Origin of the sequence: Fundicoccus culcitae (assembly GCF_024661895.1) — a bacterium.
GTDB lineage: Bacteria > Bacillota > Bacilli > Lactobacillales > Aerococcaceae > Fundicoccus_A > Fundicoccus_A culcitae.
This window is the reverse complement of sequence record NZ_CP102453.1, coordinates 1,441,001-1,461,128: the sequence shown is the minus strand read 5'-3', so window position 1 is coordinate 1,461,128 and position 20,128 is coordinate 1,441,001. Positions and strand designations below refer to the sequence as shown.

Here is a 20,128-nt window from a genome sequence, read left to right as displayed (position 1 = left end):
ATGTCGGAAGTTATTGTAAAACAAATTAGTCAAGAAGTGAACATTAGTCCTAAGCAAGTGGAGGTCGTGCTTGATCTTTTAGCTGAAGGCAAAACCATCCCATTCATCGCCCGTTACCGCAAGGAATTAACGGGTTCTTTGGATGAGGTCCAAATCCACACCATCCAACAACGCCACCACTATGTCGTGCAACTGACCGAACGGAAAGAAGAGGTCCACCGCCTAATCGACGAGCAAGGCAAACTGACGGAAGACCTAACCGAACAAATAAATATCGCTACGACCCTCCAACAGTTGGAGGATATCTATCGTCCTTACAAGCAGAAACGCCGTACCAAAGCCATGGTTGCCATTGAAAATGGCTTGCAGCCATTAGCGGATTGGTTGTTGGATCCTGAAGATGTCGCACAAACCATTGAGGAAAAAGCAGCGGTATTTATTAACGAAGAGGTTGTGGGGGTTGAGGAGGCTCTAGCGGGTGCTCACGAAATTTTGGCGCAAGAGGTGTCGGATAAGGCGGAGTATCGGGAGTTTATGCGGAAGTTTTTCCGTTACAATGCGGAATTGGTGACGAGCGAGAAGGATGCGACCTTGGATGCGCAGGGCGTTTACCAAATGTATTACGATTATCGCGAGCAAATCCAGAAAATTCCGGAGCATCGGACGTTGGCGATTAATCGGGCGGAAAAAGAAGGGGTTATTTCGGTGAAAATCGAGGTGGATCCTGTGGGGGCGCAAAATTATATGGAGAAGCGCCATGTTCCGGCAGGCTTGCGGGCGGATAAGGCGGACTTAGTGCGGGCGGCGATTGCGGATGCCTACAAGCGGTTTATCAAGCCGGCGGTGGAGCGTGAGATTCGCAATGAGTTAAATGAAAAAGCGGATAAGCAGGCGATTTCGGTCTTTAGCGAAAACTTGCGGAATTTGTTGTTGCAACCACCGTTGAAGGGTTATGTGGTCTTGGGTTTTGACCCGGCATACCGGACGGGTTGCAAGTTGGCGATTATTAATCCGACCGGACGTGTGTTGGATAAGGCGATTATTTATCCGCACAATGGGGAAGGGGCTCGGGTTAGGGCCAAGGCTGAGTTGAAGGATTTGATTGCGCGTTATGATGTTGATGTGATTGCGATTGGAAATGGGACGGCGAGCCGTGAGTCCGAACAATTTGTCAGCGAAGTGGTTGGCGAAATTGAGCGGGAAGTGCGTTTTATCGTGGTCAGCGAGGCAGGCGCTTCGGTGTATTCGGCTTCGCAAATTGCGCGGGATGAGTTTCCTGATTTCCAAGTGGAGGAGCGGAGTGCAGTCTCGATTGCGCGGCGTTTGCAGGATCCTTTGGCGGAGTTGATTAAGATTGATCCCAAGTCCATGGGCGTGGGGCAATACCAACATGACGTGGCGCAAAATATGTTGAACGACGAGTTGGATTTTGTGATTAACATGACCGTGAACCAGGTCGGCGTGGATATTAATACGGCGTCGGTGCCTTTGTTGCAGCATGTGTCGGGTTTGACGGCTTCGACGGCAAAAAATATTGTGGCCATGCGAGATGCTGAAGGGCGTTTTGTGAATCGTTCGCAAATTAAGTCGGTGAAACGTTTGGGGCCGAAGTCTTATGAGCAGGCGGTTGGTTTCTTGCGGATATTGAATGGCGACAATCCTTTGGATCAAACGTCGATTCACCCAGAGTCTTATGGGGTGGCTGAAGCTGTTTTGGGTTCGTTAGGTTTGTCGGTGGATGCTATTGGCAGTGACGAGGCGGTTGCGGCTTTGGACGGCTTTGATATGAAGGGCTTTGTGGCCGAGCATGATGGCGTAGGGATGGAAACCTTGCGTGATATTGTCGATGGCTTGAAAAATCCTTTGCACGATATTCGTGACCAACAAGATGCGCCGATTTTGCGCAGTGATGTGCTGACCATTGATGACTTGGAAATTGGGATGCAGTTGCAAGGTGTGGTTCGAAATGTGGTCGATTTTGGGGCTTTTGTTGATATTGGCGTGAAGGAAGACGGTTTGATTCATATTTCTAAGTTGTCGGGCAAGTTTATCAAGCATCCCTCGCAAGCTGTTGCGGTGGGCGACATCGTGGATGTCGAAGTCTTGTCAGTGGATAAGAAGAAGCAACGGATTGGGTTGAAGCGGGTGTTTTCTAAATAAATATCACTGCTTCAAAAATCTGGCGTTTGCCGATGGTCGTGGAACCGTCGGGAGCCTTGGTTTCCCGACTCGGCTGGCTACTCTCTCCCTAAGGGGCTAAACGCTCCTAAAGGAGAGAGGTGCGCCAGTCCGTTCTTCACCCGACTATCGGCCAACGCCGGATTTTTTGCACTTACTCCTGTTTGGGGTGCGGTGAGGGTTGGTGGATTCTGAGGGTTTCTGCTAGTTTCGGCTATTCTGTCCAAAAATGCGAGGAAAAAGGACAGAATAGAGCTTATCTGTCCAAAATAGATAAGAAAAAGGACAGAGTAGGGCTATTCTGTCCAAAATAGATAAGGAAAAGGACAGAATAGAGCTTATCGGGTCACTGCTTAAAGGGGAATGTAGCAGAGATATTTATTGGGGGGATTGGATGAAGAAGGCGCGGGCGTTGCGAAAAGGGGATAAGGTGGCGATTGTGAGTTTGTCGCGGGGGGTGTTGGGCGAGGATTTTGCGCGGCATCAGCTGGCGTTAGGGCAGGAGCGGTTGCGGGCGATGGGGCTTGAACCGGTTGTGATGCCGAATGCTTTGAAGGGCATTGATTTTTTGAATAAATATCCCCAGAAACGGGCGGAGGATTTGAAGCAGGCGTTTTTGGATGATGCGATAAAAGGGATTATTTGTAGTATCGGCGGGGATGATACGTTTCGATTGGCGCCGTATTTGTTGGATGATGCGGAATTTGTTGAGGCGGTAGCGCGACAGCCTAAGCTTTTTACGGGGTATTCGGATACGACGGTGAATCATATGATGTTTTATCAGTTGGGCATGGTTAGTTTTTATGGGTTGAATTTTATGAATGATTTGGCGGAATTGGGTCCGGAGATGTTGCCGTATACGCGGGAGGCGTTTGAGCGTTATTTTGGTGGGGATGCGCCTTATGTGATTGAGTCGAGTCCGGTTTGGTATGAGGAGCGTCGTGATTTTTCTGAGGCAGCGCTTGGGACTTGGCGGGTTGCGCATGAGGAGACTCATGGTTATGAAGTTTTGCGTGGCTCGGGTCGGGTACAGGGAGCGTTGTTAGGTGGTTGCTTGGAGAGTTTGTATGAGTTGTTAGTGGGTGGGCGTTTTGAGGATCAGTTGGAAATTAGTGAGTGCTATGGTTTGTTTCCTGGGGTTGATCAATGGAAGGATAAGTTATTCTTTTTTGAGACCAGTGAGGAAAAGCCGGAGCCTGAACGATTTGGTATGATGTTGAGGAAGCTGAAAGAAGTAGGCGTCTTTGAGCAGGTGCGAGGCTTGATTGTGGGCAAGCCTCAGGATGAAGCTTTTTATGAGGCATATAAATCAGTATTGCTTGAGGTGACGGCTGATGAAGATTTGCCGATTTTGTATAATGTGAATTTTGGGCATGCGTATCCGCATGCGATGCTGCCGTATGGGGTGCAAGCTGTGATGGATTTGGAAGAGAAGCGGATTGAGGTTGTTGAGGGGATGTTTGAGGAGAGGTAAAGGGATGGTCGGTTTGGGATGCGGTCGGTTGTGATGGTTGAGAAGATATTTAGGAGGAAGTTTGGTGAGTGGGGATAGGTTGATTGGTAATTGGTCATTGCTAGCGCGTGCCATCAAATGTATAGTCTGGTCATTGCTCTGTGCGCAGATGACAGATTAGGTGTATTCTGTCTTTTGCTCAGTGCGCAGATGACAGATTAGGTGTATTCTGTCTTTTGCTCAATTAGCAGATGACAGATTAGGTGTATTCTGTCTTTTGCTCAGTAGGCAGTGTCTTGATTGATCATTTAATCTAGAGATTTCTGCAAAAATATCATATTGAGATGATTTATCAAAGAGAACCAACCTATAAACACTTTGATTTATCGCAAGCAACCAGTTTATTCTCTTCCTACTTACGACTTGTAGGGAAGACGTGCTAGCGCGCGACAACTCCTGATAAATTTGTCTTGCGGTCAGATAGCGCGCGACAACTCCAGACAAATTTGTCTCGCGGTCAGACAGCGCGCGACAACTTCAGATAAATTTGTCTAGCGGTCAGACAGCGCGCGACAACTCCAGAAAAATTTGTCTCGCGGTCAGAAAATGCGTACCTCTAATAATAACTACCTAACCTCATTGACAACCCCCCTCCAAATAAAGTACAATTATGGTTGTGCTTATTTAATTTGCGGTCGTGGCGGAATGGCAGACGCGCTATCTTGAGGGGGTAGTGAACAATGTTCGTGTGGGTTCAAGTCCCATCGACCGCATAAATTGTATTCAACAATTATAAAAGTAAATATCAATGATTTCACTTGGCAGTAAAATAAAACATGAATTTTACGCTCCACAGTAAATAGAAAAAGCTCAAGACACATTTATTTGTGTCTTTTTTACTGTTAACTATCGTCACTCTCATCATATGTCTTATTGTTTTTGGAATCAAAATACCAAATCGATAAAGGCATTCCTATGAAAAATGCTACAAAAGTCGCCCAATTAACGTCATAGCCAAAAAGCTTGCCTAATCCATAGAAACCAATGGCAGCAACTATACTAATCACCATACTCTTCATAAACTTTTTCATATTATCCACCCCTACTGTTTGGTTTTATCATTACCAGATATAGACAAATACATACCGAATAAAAAAATTAAGTATCCTAATAAGCTTTGATTTAACCACTTAAATTCCGGAAAGTATTCTGGGATGAACGTTAACATGATGGCTATCATGAGACCCATATAAAAACGTGGCTTGAATTTTCTGAACATACCTTCACACCTCCTATTACCTCATGAAAAAACATAAAATTGATGTCAATATTATTTTATCAACAAAATATATTTTTTCCAAGCAAATCCCTCCCATATGCGGTATAATTCAAATAAATATCCCACTACAAAAGAAAGGAGCTGCCTGACACCCAACATGTTACTCAAACGCATCAGTTACCAACCACCAACCGACGCCAGCACCCAGTCACAGTTTCCTTTCAACTTAGCTTGGCTTAACCAACTCGAAAACCTTGAATTCAAACGACCAGTAACGATATTTATTGGGGAAAATGGAGCTGGGAAGTCAACGCTTTTGGAGACGATTGCTTATGAAGCGCAGGCCATCACCCTTAGTAATCGCGGTTTTGACCAACTGACAGAATATAAATGGATTGACGCCTTCGCGCAAAGTTTTAAACTCATTTGGACCAACAAACGCAACTCCGGCTTCTTTTTTCGCGCCGATGACTTTATCACTTTTGTTCGTGAGACCAAAGAACGTCAGCAGGAGGCCATCGATGCGCTGGCAGAAATTGACCGTCGCGATCCGCAAGGCCATTCGCTGGAACGCATGCCTTATGCCAATGCCCTTTACGAAATGAAACAACTCTACCCAACCGATTTATCCGACTTATCCCACGGCCAATCATTTATGTCCCTATTCCAAGCGCGCCTGCGTCCTAACGCCTTGTACATTCTTGATGAGCCCGAAACGCCGCTGAGTCCGCAAAACCAGCTGTCGCTGCTCTACCTGATTGACGACTACGCCAAGCAGGGTAGCCAGTTCATCATCAGCACCCACTCACCGATTCTGATGGCCTATCCTGAAGCCGACCTTTACGAAATTTCCGTTCAGGGCATTACCCCAACTAAATATCACGACATAGAGCATGTTCAATTTATGCAAAATTTTATGCAAGACCCCCAACGTTTTATGTACCACATGTTCAAATAAATATCACGGAGACGACACATGAAAATAAAAAATATTTTATTAAGTTTTGCACTACTTTTCAACCTAACGACCACAACCATTGCTGCTGAAGAAGTACCCGCGTCACTCCAACATTTACCTACTAAAGAAGTCGTTGAACCTTGGCAAGGCAAAGAGGGTGAAATTCGTTTGCGTTCCTTTGGGGACTTTCTGATTCACGACAGAGTCAGTTGGATGGCCGATCGGTCGTCTTGGTTGTACCAAGGCGCAGTTGAACAATTGGAAGCCGAAGGCATATGGAATAATGGCACCGTCATTGGCGCCGAAGAAGTGCCTAATATAATAGAAGGTTCGCAAGACTACGATTTCCTACCGATGGTTGCACGCATGGCACCTTATACGAGTTATGCCGACGTGACTGTGGCAAACATGGAAATTATTGCTGCTTATCCCGATTTACCTATTTCAGGTTATCCACAATTTAATGCGCCTGGATCGGTTTTGGAAGCCATGAAAGCCATCGGCGTGGACTTGGTTAGTAATACGACCAACCACACCTTGGATTGGTTTGCTGAAGGGGCTATTAGTTCGATCAACAATCTAGACACGGTTGGAATTATGTATTCCGGCAGCTACAAAGACATGGACGATTTTCAAACCCCGCGAATTATCGACAAAAACGGCATCAAACTGGGCTTTCTGTCTTACACCTACGGCACGAATGGCATCCCCGTTCCCGAGGGGCAGGGATATTTAGTTAGTTTGTTGGACTTAGAAGTTATCTTGAGTGAGGTGGAATGGTTGAAGCCACAGGTGGATGCGGTGGTCGTGACGCTGCACATGGGGCCGGAATACGGCGAATGGCCGGACGAACAGCAGGAATACTACTTCCAAGCGTTGAGCGACGCCGGCGTTAAACTAATTTTAGGCGGGCACCCACACGTCTTGCAGCCGATGGCCTGGTTCAACGAGGACGAAACATTCGCCATCTACTCGCAAGCTAGCTTTTTGACCGGCCAACGCGAGTTGGAAAACAAACAGGGTGGCATCACCGAAGTCACCTTCAAACGGGGCGACGACGGCGAAGTTTTTGTGACCGACCCCAAGTTCATGCCGACCTTCGTGCTGGGCATCGAAGCTGAAAAAATGTACGAAACCGTGCCGCTAGCCGACTACGAAGCCTTTGCTGTGCCCGAGGGCGCGTGGCGCTGGGACTATTTGGCCGACCACATGGCTGGCCTGACCGACAACTTCGAATTCGTCGGGCATTTGGAAACCGCCTGGACCGAACAATCTGAATAAATATCTGTGGAACCCCTCGGTGACGAGGGTTTTTTTGTAGGGTGGTGCGGTTTAGTGGGGTGGTGCGACGCAATGCGGTTTAGGTGGGTAATTTAATCACAAATTTGTGCTTCAGATGGAGGGGGCTGCGTTTTAGCCTGCCTATTGTCACTCAAAATTTTCCTCGTGACAATAAAGCCTCTCATTGTCACTCAGATATTTTCTCATGACAATAAAGCCTCTCATTGTCACTCAGATTTTCCCTCGTGACAATAAAGGCTCCCATTGTCACTCAGAATTTTTCTCATGACAATAAAGCCTCTCATTGTCACTCAGACAATTCCCTCATGACAATAAAGCTAATCGGTCACCAAATGCCTAATTTCATGACCGAATAGCCTAATTTGTAGTTTATTTAATGGTCACACATTTTTCTCTTAGGTTCACGCACACAACAACTGCCCGGATATGTGTGCGCCCCCCATCACGCACACAACAAATGCTCCAATATGTGTGCGCTGGTGCAGCGTAAGTGAGAAAAGACGGTCCTTCACTTCCCACTTACCGGATGGCAAATCCCAACCGCCAGAGAGGAACGTGAGAGGCGGATGGCAAGTCCCAACCGCCAGAGAGGAACGTGAGAGGCGGATGGCAGCTCCCAACCGCCAGAGAGGAACGTGAGAGGCGGATGGCAAGTCCCAACCGCCAGAGAGCAACATGAGAGGCGGATGGCCGCCCATTTACCCGGCTTAGTGTCACTTAGCTTTCACCTCAGAATATTAAACCACAATTCCCCCTCCCTTTAGTACTTTCATTCGCTTATCCACTAAGTAAGAAATTCCGATATTTATTTGGTATTAAGTTTTTTAATCATTAAAAAGGGAGATATTCACGTGGTTCCAGTGAAAGCTGGGCTTTCCTATGCACAATAAAAATTTTTAGCTCATAATTGAAAGCGCAACCAAAATAAGGTATGATATAGGCAATAGAAGTTGCTAGTCACTTTCATGATATTTCACGTGTGTTTACCACCCATCTCAACCACCACACCCACCACACCCTCTCAATCAACCCATCCCGCCCATTAATTTTCCTTATCATTAAAATAATGCAAAAATTCTCAAAAAAAGTTCAATTTAGCCTAGCGGCAATATGTTAAATTAATAGCAGTTGATTGAGACGTGTTTATAATCAAAATGAAAGGGGTTGCGAATGATTGAAAAGAACCGCAGTAACCGTTTTGAATTGATTACATCAAAAGGAGGCACAATATGCAAGTGAATGTTACCAGTCCATCACCGGGTGGACTAACCGATAAACAGCGCAAGCAAAATTTGAAACGCAGAAATTTCAAAAAAAATATCCCGTTTCTCATTATGATGATTATCCCACTCGCGCTATTACTCGTTTTTAGTTATGGACCTATGTATGGGGTTTTAATCGCTTTTAAAGATTACTCACCAGGAAAAGGAATTCTTGGCAGTCCGTGGAATAATTTTGATCATTTCAAACGGATGTTTTCAGACTTTACTTTTACAAGAGCTTTAAGAAACACCATTTGGATTTCTTTCTTGAAAATTATCTTTGGATTTCCGGCACCGATTATTTTAGCCCTTATGTTGAATGAACTCCGTTTTGTTCGTTTTAAAAAGATAACCCAAACGATTTCTTACTTACCTTATTTCCTATCGTGGGTAATTATTGCCGCCATGATGATTGAGATTTTTTCACCTCAACGGGGAATTGTTAACTATATTGTCACTTTGTTTGGTGGACAACCGATTCACTTCTTAGCCAGTCGACAATGGTTCGTACCGATTATTGTGGTGACAGATATCTGGCAAGGGATTGGCTATGGCTCCATTATTTATTTAGCGGCGATTACGGGGGTTGACCCGGCTTTATACGAAGCCGCTGAACTGGACGGTGCCACACGTTTTGAAAAAATGCGCTACATTACGATTCCATCCATTATGCCAATTATATTGGTTATGTTAATCTTGCGTGTCGGTGGTATCTTGAGTGCTGGTTTCGACCAAATCTTAAATATGTACAACCCATCGGTTTACGAAGTAGCCGACATCATTGATACTTACGTCTACCGGATAGGTTTGATTGACTTTAACTTTGACTACTCAACCGCTGTTGGTTTGTTCCAAAACTTGGTGGGACTCTTTATGGTTGGTACCTCTAACTATATCGTTAGACGCACCACTGGCCAACGAATCTTATAGAAAGGAAACGCGACATGAAAAAGAAAATCACTTTATTCGATATACTAAATATCACTTTTTTAGTCCTGCTGTGTATCTCAATTTTATACCCAGTGTGGAACCAAATTGTCCTTTCCTTCTCAGATTCATCCAATACCGGAGGATTAGGCATTTCACTTTGGCCTGAAAAATGGTCGACAGAAGCTTATTCATACATCTTTAATTATGGAAATGTTGGTCGTGCCTACACCAACACCATTATTCGTACCATCCTAGGTACGATTACCATTGTGACGGTAACAATTTTAGCCGCTTATCCATTATCACGTGACGATTTGCCGTTTAGAAACTTTTTCGTTGCTTTATTCATTATTGCCATGTATGTTAACGGCGGGATGATTCCGCGGTATTTATTAGTAAGGGACTTAGGCATGTTAGATACACGTGCCGCGCTTATTATTCCCGTAGCCTTAAACACGTCGTATATTATTATCCTAAGAAACTTCTTCAAAAGTATCAGCTCAGAAATTGAAGAGTCGGCGATTATGGACGGGGCTAGCCCATTCACCATTTTGGTTCGTATCGTGCTGCCACTGAGTGTGCCGATTTTAGTAACCATCGCCTTGTGGGCGGCTATTTACCACTGGAACGAATGGTTCAATGCCACCATTTATATCCGTAATAGTTCGTTGGATGTTTTACAAACACTGGTGCGTGACATGTTGGTCGACGTCGATCCGTCGCGGATGGACTATCAAGTGTCCGGAACTGGGGCAGACGCCGCGCAGCTACTACTCGCCAACGTGCGGGCAGCGACCGTTGTGGTTTCCATCGGGCCAATCATTGCCGTTTACCCGTTTGCCCAACGCTACTTTATTGAAGGGCTTCAACTCGGAGCGGTTAAAGGCTAAACTAAATATCGCTGCGACACTGTTGCTTTATGAAAGAAATAGAAAGGAATATGACGATGAATTTCAGTGCAGATAGTTTGTTAATGCGTGTGATGACCTGGTTAGCTGAAATGGTTAAGTTGCAACTGTTCTTCTGGATGGGCGTCCTCCGTGGTTTGATCGTGGGAGGTATCTTCCCAAGCTTAATTGCTATCTTTGGAACGAGTCGTGATATGATCCGCAATGAAGACATTAATGCCCGCAAGGAAAAATTTTGGGAAGTCTACCAACAAGAATTTAAAAGGGCGAATCTAGTGGGTTACGGCTCATTGGTCTTTGCGGCCTTGTTAGTGATTTACTTTCGCTTAACCACCCAAATTACGACGGGGGTAGCTACCTTATTTGTTTTTGCTGGCTATGGTTTTATTATCTTATTTGCTTTACTTTGTTTGTATATCCCAACGATCATGGTGCATTTGGACCTTAGTCTGTTTCAAACGATTAAGCATGCGGTGATTATCATGCTTGCGTGTCCTGTGCATACCGTCATTATGGGGCTAATGTTACTCTTGTTTGCTTATGTTGTCGTCCGTTGGTTTATCTTAGTCCCCTTTATAGCCATTGCCATGTTGGCCTTTGGGTTAACCTATGTTGGACTTGACGCGATAAACCGCTTAACGGTACGTTTAGAAAAAACAAGTAAATAAGGCAGTGATATTTATTAAAAGAAGTAGTGGTTGCAATGTTGCTTAGGTTTGAAAAGGAGAGAGAAAATGAAAAAAGGATTTTTTGTTAAATCTAGTTTATTGTTTGCATCCATGCTTGTTTTAGCAGCATGCGGCGACAGTGGCTCAAATGATGCGGCTTCATCTGAAGAAGTAGCCGAAACGACGGAAGTTGTGGAAGAATCCGTTGCGGAAACGGAAGAGGCGGCTGACTCAGAAGAAACATCAGAAGGCGATGACACAGCGGCTTTAATCGATGGTTTACCGGCGCCGGGTGACTTCTCTGAACCTGTTGCGATGCAATTATCAGGGGTGGTTACCAAAGGGAATGCGGTGGATGATAGCTGGGTGGAATTACGTTTAGAAGAAATGTTCAATATTGATATTTCAAATGTGTTCACGGATACATGGAACTCGCAAGAAACGTCAATTTTAGTCGCTTCAAATGAATTGCCAGATACGTTTGCCTTTACATCAGGTGGTATGACGCCATTGGAATTTTTCCAAGATGGGTTAACCCGTTCTATTCCGCGTGATATGATAGAATTATATGCACCAAATTATGCAGCCATGTTAGACGAAGTGGATGATGGTTTAGGTTGGCGTATGAACACGGATCCGGATGATCCAAATGCTTACTTGTCATTAATTGGTTATCAAGGCCATACGGAAGGAATCATTTGGGCGCCAACGTTACGGATGGACTGGATGGAAAACTTGGGGATTGAAATTCCAGAAGATGCTGAGCCAATTGGGGATTCTGATGGTTATGAACGTATTTACATGACCGAACATTCTTATACGATAGACGAATTAGAAGAAATTTTAACAGCTTTCACTTTTGACGATCCAGATGGCAATGGTCAAGATGACACTTACGGTTTGTTACCAGCGAACAATAACTTAAACTGGGGTCAAACATTATTTGGTGCTTTCGGTCTTGCACCAGGTTATAACTTAGAAGAAGATGGCGAATTAACGTTACCTTTAGTATCCAATGCTTACAAAGAAGCGTTATTAACCTTTGCTGATTGGTATGACAAAGGTTTAATTGACCCTGAGTGGACCACCTTAGATGAAAGAACAGGTTGGGAAAAATACTCAGCAGGTTCAATTGGTTACTATATCGCTCAAAGAACTTACTTAGCGCAAGAAGCTTGGACTGACGGACGTGCTCCTCAAAACATTTTAGCCGCTAACCCTGATGCTAAATTATTAGTGACCAACCATGAAATTGGACCTAATGGCGATGCGGGTCAAGCTTCATATATGCCAGTGACTTTATTAGGTGACAATATGTATGTAAATGCTTCTGTTACGGATGAAGAATTAGCTCGTTTCTTACAAATGTTTGACTTCATGCACTATGGAGAAGAAGGCGTTTGGACGAAATACGGTATCCCTGGTGAGCACTCTGACTGGATGGGCGAAGAAGGAAACTCTACCTTAATCGTACGTCCTGAATACGATGCTGAAGAAGGCGAAATGGGCTTCTGGGATTATTCACATAGAACGTACTACAAAGAACATTTAATTTGGTTAACACACGTGAAAACATTAGAGTTAATGGACAAATTCTTTGCTAGACCAGACGTGGTTGAACAATATGCTATCCGTCCAGTACGTTGGGATCTATTCAACGAAACCAACTTAGCTGAAGTAACGACTCGTTACGGTTCACAAATGGATACCTTAACACAAGAATTCCGTATGAACGGTATTACCGGCGTTATCGATATCGAAGCAGATTGGGATAGCTACGTGGAACAATACATGAACAACGGTGGACGCGAAACGCTTGAAGAATACCTGAAAGCGCCGCTTGTAAGCGACTTGATTGGTACACCAACTGAGGAAGCTACCGAAGAAAGTGAAGAAGAATCTGCGGAAGATGCAGAATCAGCGGAAGATGCCGATGCGGATTCCGAAGAAGCGTCAGAAGAAGAATCCGAATAAGTCGAATAAATACTATGTTTTAGAAAATTGTCGATGGTTTTTATTTACAAAGATCGCCGCAATCACGCCAATATCAGGCAGGAGATCACTATGACCTCCTGCCTTTTGTGATTTATGGGGTGGTGGAGTGGTAGGGTGGTGATATAGGCGGAGTTTGTTATTTGTTGGTTAGTTAATTCTGCTTGGTATGGGGTTAAGTGGAATATATGCGCATAGAATATTCCACATATGGGATTAAGTAGAACATACTTAAACTTGCCTAGGATATAAGCGGGAAGTAAACGAACGGTTGTTTGCGATCCATCAACGTGATAGAAGTCTAATTCTTTTCGATGAATCATCTCAATTTGAGATTTTTTCAGAAATCTTTAGTGTAAAATGATTTATCTGGTCACTGCTAACAGTAGCAATGACCAGAACAAGGATTTGCCTAATAATTTTTATGAAATACCTCCATTTCAAAGATGGTCTATCATAAACTGACAGTAACTTACTTCCCAGTTACGGCAAATTGTGGGATATGCTGTAAATTGCTAAAATGCCGGACGTCGATTTATGTTGAAGACCGTCAAAGTCAATTGCCGGACGTCGTCTAGAAATGAAAGCCGGCAAATTGTGGGATATGCTGAAAGTTGCCGAAATGCCGGACGTCGATTTATGTTGAAGACCGTCAAAGTCAATTGCCGGACGTCGTCAAGAAATGAAAGCCGGCAAATTGTGGGATATGCTGAAAGTTGCCGAAATGCCGGACGTCGATTTATGTTGAAGACCGTCAAAGTCAATTGCCGGACGTCGTCAAGAAATGAAAGCCGGCAAATTGTGGGATATGCTGAAAGTTGCCGAAATGCCGGACGTCGATTTATGTTGAAGACCGTCAAAGTCAATTGCCGGACGTCGTCAAGAAATGAAAGCCGGCAAATTGTGGGATATGCTGAAAGTTGCCGAAATGCCGGACGTCGATTTATGTTGAAGACCGTCAAAGTCAATTGCCGGACGTCGTCAAGAAATGAAAGCCGGCAAATTGTGGGATATGCTGTAAATTGCTAAAATGCCGGACGTCGATTTATGTTGAAGACCGTCAAAGTCAATTGCCGGACGTCGTCAAGAATCGAAAGCCGGCAAATTGTGGGATATGCTGTAAATTGCTAAAATGCCGGACGTCGATTTATGTTGAAGACCGGCAAAGTCAATTGCCGGACGTCGTCAAGAATCGAAAGCCGGCAAATCGTGGGATATGCTGTAAATTGCTAAAATGCCGGACGTCGATTTATGTTGAAGACCGGCAAAGTCAATTGCCGGATGTCGTCAAGAATCGAAAGCCGGCAAATGTAAGTAGAATCGAACGAGTGGTTGTTTGCGATGCATCAACGTGATAAAAGGCTGATTCTTTTCGATGAATCATCTCAATTTGAGATTTTTTCAGAAATCTTTAGTTTAAAATGATTAATCTGGTCACTGCTAACAAAGCAATGACCTGAACAAGTATTTGCCTAATAATTTTTATGAAATTCCTCCATACAAAGGTAGTCTATTATAAACTGACGGTAACACATACGTAGAATATTCCACTTATAGGGTAACGTGTAGGTGGAAAGTAAAACACTGAGCTATATTGCTCAATTTGCCGGCTTTCACCAACAATAAAAAGCCAGCCAATAAGGAAATACTTAACAAAACGGTAGTTCATACTGCATGAAAAACAGATATAACTTACAGAGGGGGCCTGATAGGCTTATGAACGGAACGCAACATACGAACAATAGGAGTCAAGCAGAGATATTTAGTTGGCAAAATAATTACTCGAGTGTGCTGAATCAAGCATTGATTCAGGATTTGCTGGATGACAGACAAGTCAACTCGTGGCTTTTTCTCGGTGGCAAAGCCACGCAAGGCGATTACGCTACCCTGCAGTTGGCGCGGAATTATGTGGGGCATTTTGAGGAGGCTTATCGTTGGCAGTATTTGACTGAAAACGAAAGTAGCCGTGAGCGCTTTGTTATCAACGGTAGCCGCCCGGGTCAAGCGCTTAATGAGACCCTCCAACAATGGTCGACTTACACTCAAGCCTACCAGCACAAAACGACCGCCTATTTATTTGACGAAGAAGACGCTGCCTATTACCAGCAGAAAGACATGACAAAAGACCTTGATCAGCTGATCCATTTAGCTCACGCTCAAATAAATAACACGGGTATTCTCGTTGTACAACTGCCTTATTACATCGCAAACCCTTATGGCCAAGAAGACGACCCAAGACAAGCGTTACGTTACAAGGTTTTAAGCTATATTCACACCTTGCCAGAAGCAACAAGGAAGCGTCTGTTAGTTGTTGACCACTTCCACCTCAGCCATACAGAAAATTGGACAGAGGGGCTGACGCGTGATGGACAACTCAATCCTTTAGGCCACTTAAGGCTAGCGAAGCAACTGATCACCACTGTCTTTGGCTACACCAAAGATATCCTGCCATACAGTAGGCTCAAGGCTGTGCCCACCAAAAATAACACCATCGATACGGTGCAACCAGTCTATCAAACACAAGCGGCGCCTAACAGCGAAAAAATTCAAGCACTCATTGCTCAAGACAAACCGTTGCGTTGGTTGTTTATGGGGGACTCCATCACTCATGGCGCCCTCCACACGGATGGCTATGAAAGTGTGGCGCAGATATTTGAAAAATATGTTCATCATGATCTTAAGCGCCCACACGATTTGGTTTTCAATACGGGCGTGAGTGGGGCGACCACGCAGTCGACGCTCGCTGCCATTGATCACCGGCTCCATGATTTTCAAGCCGATGTTGCGATTATCATGCTGGGCACCAATGATTTGAAAATGCTAAGTACCCAGGAATTTGAGAGCCATTATCGCCAACTGTTGGATCAGCTAAGTCGTCGCGATATTCCACTTGTTTTGCGTAGCTTGCCGCCGGCTTTCAAGGAGGATTGGCAGGACGTCACCGACAAGCATGGGGCATACCACCAAATCACCGCTCAGCTTGCGCACGACTACCAAGCCGCGTTCGTAGACCAGCTGTATTTATTTGAAGATCTTTTAAATAAATATCCCTACTTACGCCTACCGGAATTCGGCGTGTTCAATGATAGCGGCATCCATCCATCATACCGCGGGCAAATGATAATGGCCAAACAGTTGGTGCGGGCTTTAGGCTTGCCAACCGTGGGAACGGAATTGATGAAACATGACTTTGCGATTGAATTTGAAGATATTTATTTAGAAGGAGACGTCGAAGTAGCGATTGGCGATGTTGTTTATGTTATGGAAACAGATGATGCGCGTTTTGAAACGAGGCAGCTTGTTGAAATCGAAGAGGCACACTGGTTGACGGAGTACGCGTATGCGCGCAATAAGGCGCAACGATTTATAAGGAGGAAACGATGTTAATCCCAAATTTTTTTGAAGATCCAACGGTATTTGAAGTGAATAATTTACCACGACGCAATTACTATGTGCCCTATGCATCCGTTGAGGAAGCTAAGCGAGCGAGCAACCGTCGTCAGTCTAGCCGTTACCAAGATTTAAATGGGCAGTGGCAATTTCGTTATTTTGAGAATGTGCGCGCTATTGACCAAGCTTATTGGTTAGATGGTGACACTCAGGGGATGGTGGATATGACCGTGCCATCTTGCTGGCAAATGGCAGGTTATGATCAAATTCAGTACACTAATTTTGAATATCCTATTCCTTACAACCCGCCTTATGTACCCTTTGCGAATCCTGCGGGTTTGTACAAACGGGTTATAAAAGTGGACAAATTATTAGAAGCACAGGATTATCATTTGCATTTTGAAGGGATCGATGCCGCTTTTTATGTCTGGCTCAATGGGACGTTTGTGGGTTATAGTCAAATTTCGCATTCGAATACGGAGTTTGATTTGACGGGCTTCTTACAAGAAGGTGACAACTATTTATCTGTTTTAGTACTGAAATGGTGTCATGGAACCTACCTAGAAGATCAAGATAAGTATCGATTTTCAGGTATATTTAGAGATGTGTACTTATTAGTTCGACCTAAAAATCGCCTTAATAAGTATAAAATAGAAACGACAGTGAAAGAAGATTTAAGCCAAGCCACCATTCAAGTGGATTTTCTAGATTTACAGCTACAAGAAAATATTTATGTTTCAGTCTTTGATCCTAAACAAAACTTAGTTGCGCAAATACAAACAAGGGGAGAAGCAGCGGTATGGATTGACGTGGAAGAGCCTTTACTTTGGAATGCGGAGACGCCGAATGTGTATGTGATGCTGCTAGAGACGGGTGGGGAGGTGATCCGGCAAGAGCTGGGGCTGCGGCAGATTGAGATTCGTGGAACGGCGTTTTATGTCAATCATCGGTCGATTAAGCTGATTGGGGTCAATCATCATGATACGCATCCGGATACGGGGGCGACGGTGAGCTTGGCTGACCAGGAAGCTGACTTACGTTTGATGAAGTCGTTGAATATGAATGCGGTGCGGACGGCGCATTATCCGAAGTCGCCGGAGTTTTACGAATTGTGCGATCGGCTTGGTTTGTATGTGATGAGCGAGGCGGATATTGAGGCGCATGGGGTAGTGGCGCTGACAGGTTCGTATGATGTGGAGATTTACAATACGATTGCGGATGATCCGGCTTACATTGCGGCTTTCATTGACCGAATGGATGCCAGTATCGTGCCATTTATGAATTTTTCGTCGATTGTGATGTGGTCGGGTGGCAATGAGTCGGGTTATGGCGTGGCGACGGAAAAAATGTTGGCGCATGCCCGTGATTTGGATGAGACGCGGCCGTTGCATCAGGAAACCTATTTTTATCGCGACCGTTCGAAGGGCTTTGATGATAAGTATATTGATGTGTGGAGCCGGATGTATCCAAGTATTGCGCAAATGGATGCTTTGTATTTTGAGCCGGATTCCGCTGAGGCTCAAGAGCTTGCACGTACTAACCGCGATGATTTGCCTGTAGAATTAGGTGAAACCTTAGACCGGCCATTTCTGTTGTGCGAATATGCTCATGCCATGGGGAATGGGCCGGGCGATTTGGCTGACTATTACGATTATATGATGAAACACCCGGCATTTGTTGGTTTATTCCTATGGGAATGGGCGGACCATGCGGTGAATGTGAAGCGTGCGGAAGAGGGTGCCGAGCCTATTTATCGCTATGGGGGCGACTTCGGCGAATACCCACACATGGGTAATTTCTGTGTGGACGGTATCGTTGATCCTGACCGTCGCTTGCATTCAGGCGCTTATGAGCACCGCCAAGTTTTCCGCCGCGTGCGTTTGGTTGATTTTGATGCGGGGCAGATTTCGTTAGTTAATGGGTATGATTTTAGCTACTTGACTGATCGTGTCCGTGTGGCGATTGAGTTGTACGGGCTAGATGGAAAGTTGGTGGATACGGTTGATTTGGTTGACGTCCCTAATGTGGGTCCAGGCGAAACGGCTGTGTTTGATTGGGGTATCGATTTAGCAGACATAGCGAGTTTCAGAGTTATTTATTTGGATGTTGAAAATGGGGAAGAGCTGGGATTTGATGCGGTTGAGTTAGAGGAATTTGTTGTGGGGCAAGCGCCGGTGGCTAGTGGTGATTTGGCCATTACGGAGTCGGCCGTTGAGCTGACTGTGAAGGTGGGTGACACTGAATTCGTCTTTAGCCAAGGCACTGCGGCTTTGAATCAAATTTCCTATAAGGGCGAGGCGCTGTTGGACCAGCCGAGTCACTGGACCATTTGGCGTGCGCCGATGGACAATGACCGATTTGTCGCTAATTCGTGGCGTCAATTCAACTTTGACCGCACGCAAATTTACGTTAATGATTTTGAGGTAGAAGAGAAGAGTGACGTAGTTGTTGTCACTTACAAGGCGGTTCTAGCCACCGTTGCGCGGCCAAATATTTTGAATCTGGTGGTTCGCTATACCATTACTACGGGCGGCGAATTGCAGGTGGCTGTCGAGGCGCAGCGGAATACGGCGATGCCGTTCCTACCGCGTTTCGGTTTGGAATTACCGTTGGTGAAGCCTTTTGATTTTGCTGACTACATTGGCAATGGCCCGCACGAAAGTTATATCGACAAGCACCACGCTAACTATCGTGGCCGTTTCCATGGCGCCATCACCGATTTCTACGAGCCTTACATCAAGCCTCAGGAAAACGGTGCACGTAATCGGACAAGTTATCTGAATATTTTGGGCGATGGGAGCCAACTGGTTATAACCAGTCCGGTTGAAACGGACGGCTTGTCCTTCAACTTCACCCCGTTTTCCGCCGCCCAACTCACCCAGGTCCAGCACCGCGACTTGTTACAGCCCGAGGCCAGCCATTACCTTTACCTCGACGCCCGCCACAACGGCGTCGGCAGCAATTCCAACGGCCCAGACCTTTTAAATAAATATCAATTTAACGACGCCGCGTTTAGCTACGCATTTAACTTGCGCGTCACTGATTGGATGAGCGAATAGGGATATACTGTCCAAAATTAGAGTAAAAAAGGACAGAATAGGGTTATTCTGTCCAAAATTCAAGTAAAAAAGGACAGAATAGTCGATTCGGCCCCAACTTTCCTTGTCGATTCTCACTCAACTTATTTGTCGATGATTAACAAACAACTAAGGTTATAATGAAAGTCTTAAAAATTAGCGCTTAAGTGGCTGGTTTACAGAATATTTCGGAAGAATAGCCCTAATCTGTCATCTGCACCGTGAGCAAAAGACAGAATAGCCCTAATCTGTCATCTGCACCGTGAGCAAAAGACAGAATAGCCCTAATCTGTCATCTGCGCTATGAGCAAAAGACAGAATAGCTTTAATCTGTCATCTACGCCGTGAGCGTAAGCGGGAAGTGAAAGACCGTCAAATTAACAATTAGGCTAATCGGTCACCAAATGCCTAATTTCATGACCGAATAGCCTAATTGGTAGTTTATATAAAGGTCACACATTTCCCGCCTAGTTTCACGCTCACAACAACTGCTCCAATATGTGTGCGCTCAACTTCACGCTCACATATTCGGATGCTTGTTGTGTGCGCGAACGTAAGCGGATGTTAAGTAAAGCTAATCGGTCATCAAATGACTGATTTCGTGACTAAATAAAGCTAATCGGTCACCAAATGCCTAATTTCATGACCGAATAACCTAATTGGTAGTTTATTTAATGGTCAGACATTACCCGCTTAGTTTCACGCTCACAACAAATGCTCGAATATGTGTG

At 44.9% G+C, this 20,128-nt stretch carries 13 protein-coding genes and 1 tRNA gene; 13 read left to right on the top strand and 1 reads right to left on the bottom strand.

Annotated features, from left to right (window positions below):
• The 3 genes from NRE15_RS06585 (at position 1) to NRE15_RS06575 (ending at position 4,404) form a co-directional block, all read left to right on the top strand.
• Positions 1-2,160, top strand: a complete 2,160-nt coding sequence (locus NRE15_RS06585) for a Tex family protein (protein ID WP_313794797.1) — start codon at positions 1-3, stop codon at positions 2,158-2,160.
• 412 nt (positions 2,161-2,572) lie between these two features.
• Positions 2,573-3,652: a S66 family peptidase gene (locus tag NRE15_RS06580; protein WP_313794796.1), complete on the top strand. Its 1,080-nt coding sequence runs from the start codon at positions 2,573-2,575 to the stop codon at positions 3,650-3,652.
• A 670-nt stretch (positions 3,653-4,322) separates the two neighbouring features.
• Positions 4,323-4,404: transfer RNA gene (locus NRE15_RS06575), tRNA-Leu, on the top strand.
• 129 nt (positions 4,405-4,533) lie between these two features.
• Here NRE15_RS06575 and NRE15_RS06570 read toward each other — a convergent pair.
• Positions 4,534-4,722, bottom strand: coding sequence for a hypothetical protein (locus tag NRE15_RS06570; RefSeq protein ID WP_313794795.1), 189 nt, complete (start codon positions 4,720-4,722; stop codon positions 4,534-4,536).
• 285 nt (positions 4,723-5,007) lie between these two features.
• Between NRE15_RS06570 and NRE15_RS06565 the strand changes: the two genes are divergently transcribed.
• The 10 genes from NRE15_RS06565 to NRE15_RS06520 all read left to right on the top strand — a co-directional run bounded on the left by NRE15_RS06565 (position 5,008) and on the right by NRE15_RS06520 (position 19,379).
• A complete protein-coding gene (locus tag NRE15_RS06565; RefSeq protein ID WP_390887185.1) occupies positions 5,008-5,868 on the top strand; it encodes an AAA family ATPase in 861 nt (286 codons plus the stop codon).
• A gap of 18 nt (positions 5,869-5,886) precedes the next feature.
• Entirely contained in the window at positions 5,887-7,149 is a 1,263-nt protein-coding gene (locus NRE15_RS06560; protein WP_313794793.1) for a CapA family protein, read from the top strand.
• 1,250 nt (positions 7,150-8,399) lie between these two features.
• Positions 8,400-9,362 (top strand): ABC transporter permease, encoded by a 963-nt coding sequence (locus tag NRE15_RS06555; protein ID WP_313794792.1) that lies wholly within the window; start codon positions 8,400-8,402, stop codon positions 9,360-9,362.
• Positions 9,363-9,376: 14 nt separating this feature from the next.
• Positions 9,377-10,252, top strand: coding sequence for a carbohydrate ABC transporter permease (locus tag NRE15_RS06550; protein ID WP_313794791.1), 876 nt, complete (start codon positions 9,377-9,379; stop codon positions 10,250-10,252).
• A gap of 56 nt (positions 10,253-10,308) precedes the next feature.
• On the top strand, positions 10,309-10,938 hold the full coding sequence (locus tag NRE15_RS06545) for a YesL family protein (RefSeq protein ID WP_313794790.1): 630 nt from the start codon (positions 10,309-10,311) through the stop codon (positions 10,936-10,938).
• A gap of 66 nt (positions 10,939-11,004) precedes the next feature.
• The gene (locus NRE15_RS06540) at positions 11,005-12,912 is read left to right on the top strand and encodes a type 2 periplasmic-binding domain-containing protein (protein ID WP_313794789.1); all 1,908 of its coding nucleotides are present in this window, start codon (positions 11,005-11,007) and stop codon (positions 12,910-12,912) included.
• A 555-nt stretch (positions 12,913-13,467) separates the two neighbouring features.
• Entirely contained in the window at positions 13,468-13,959 is a 492-nt protein-coding gene (locus NRE15_RS06535) for a hypothetical protein (protein WP_313794788.1), read from the top strand.
• Positions 13,953-14,285 (top strand): hypothetical protein, encoded by a 333-nt coding sequence (locus tag NRE15_RS06530; protein ID WP_313794787.1) that lies wholly within the window; start codon positions 13,953-13,955, stop codon positions 14,283-14,285. The genes NRE15_RS06535 and NRE15_RS06530 overlap by 7 nt, the downstream gene beginning before the upstream one ends.
• Before the next feature lie 361 nt (positions 14,286-14,646).
• On the top strand, positions 14,647-16,317 hold the full coding sequence (locus NRE15_RS06525) for an SGNH/GDSL hydrolase family protein (protein WP_313794786.1): 1,671 nt from the start codon (positions 14,647-14,649) through the stop codon (positions 16,315-16,317).
• Positions 16,311-19,379, top strand: coding sequence for a glycoside hydrolase family 2 TIM barrel-domain containing protein (locus tag NRE15_RS06520; protein ID WP_313794785.1), 3,069 nt, complete (start codon positions 16,311-16,313; stop codon positions 19,377-19,379). The genes NRE15_RS06525 and NRE15_RS06520 overlap by 7 nt, the downstream gene beginning before the upstream one ends.
• Positions 19,380-20,128: the final 749 nt, after the last annotated feature.

Excerpts from the sequence above, each read along its gene's own strand:
- NRE15_RS06525 (WP_313794786.1), top strand. The coding sequence starts at position 14,647 with ATGAACGGAACGCAACATACGAACAATAGGAGTCAAGCAGAGATATTT.
- NRE15_RS06580 (WP_313794796.1), top strand. The coding sequence starts at position 2,573 with ATGAAGAAGGCGCGGGCGTTGCGAAAAGGGGATAAGGTGGCGATTGTG.
- NRE15_RS06545 (WP_313794790.1), top strand. The coding sequence starts at position 10,309 with ATGAATTTCAGTGCAGATAGTTTGTTAATGCGTGTGATGACCTGGTTA.
- NRE15_RS06540 (WP_313794789.1), top strand. The coding sequence starts at position 11,005 with ATGAAAAAAGGATTTTTTGTTAAATCTAGTTTATTGTTTGCATCCATG.
- NRE15_RS06560 (WP_313794793.1), top strand. The coding sequence starts at position 5,887 with ATGAAAATAAAAAATATTTTATTAAGTTTTGCACTACTTTTCAACCTA.
- NRE15_RS06565 (WP_390887185.1), top strand. The coding sequence starts at position 5,008 with ATGCGGTATAATTCAAATAAATATCCCACTACAAAAGAAAGGAGCTGC.
- NRE15_RS06585 (WP_313794797.1), top strand. The coding sequence starts at position 1 with ATGTCGGAAGTTATTGTAAAACAAATTAGTCAAGAAGTGAACATTAGT.
- NRE15_RS06535 (WP_313794788.1), top strand. The coding sequence starts at position 13,468 with ATGTTGAAGACCGTCAAAGTCAATTGCCGGACGTCGTCTAGAAATGAA.
- NRE15_RS06550 (WP_313794791.1), top strand. The coding sequence starts at position 9,377 with ATGAAAAAGAAAATCACTTTATTCGATATACTAAATATCACTTTTTTA.
- NRE15_RS06520 (WP_313794785.1), top strand. The coding sequence starts at position 16,311 with ATGTTAATCCCAAATTTTTTTGAAGATCCAACGGTATTTGAAGTGAAT.
- NRE15_RS06555 (WP_313794792.1), top strand. The coding sequence starts at position 8,400 with ATGCAAGTGAATGTTACCAGTCCATCACCGGGTGGACTAACCGATAAA.
- NRE15_RS06570 (WP_313794795.1), bottom strand. The coding sequence starts at position 4,722 with ATGAAAAAGTTTATGAAGAGTATGGTGATTAGTATAGTTGCTGCCATT.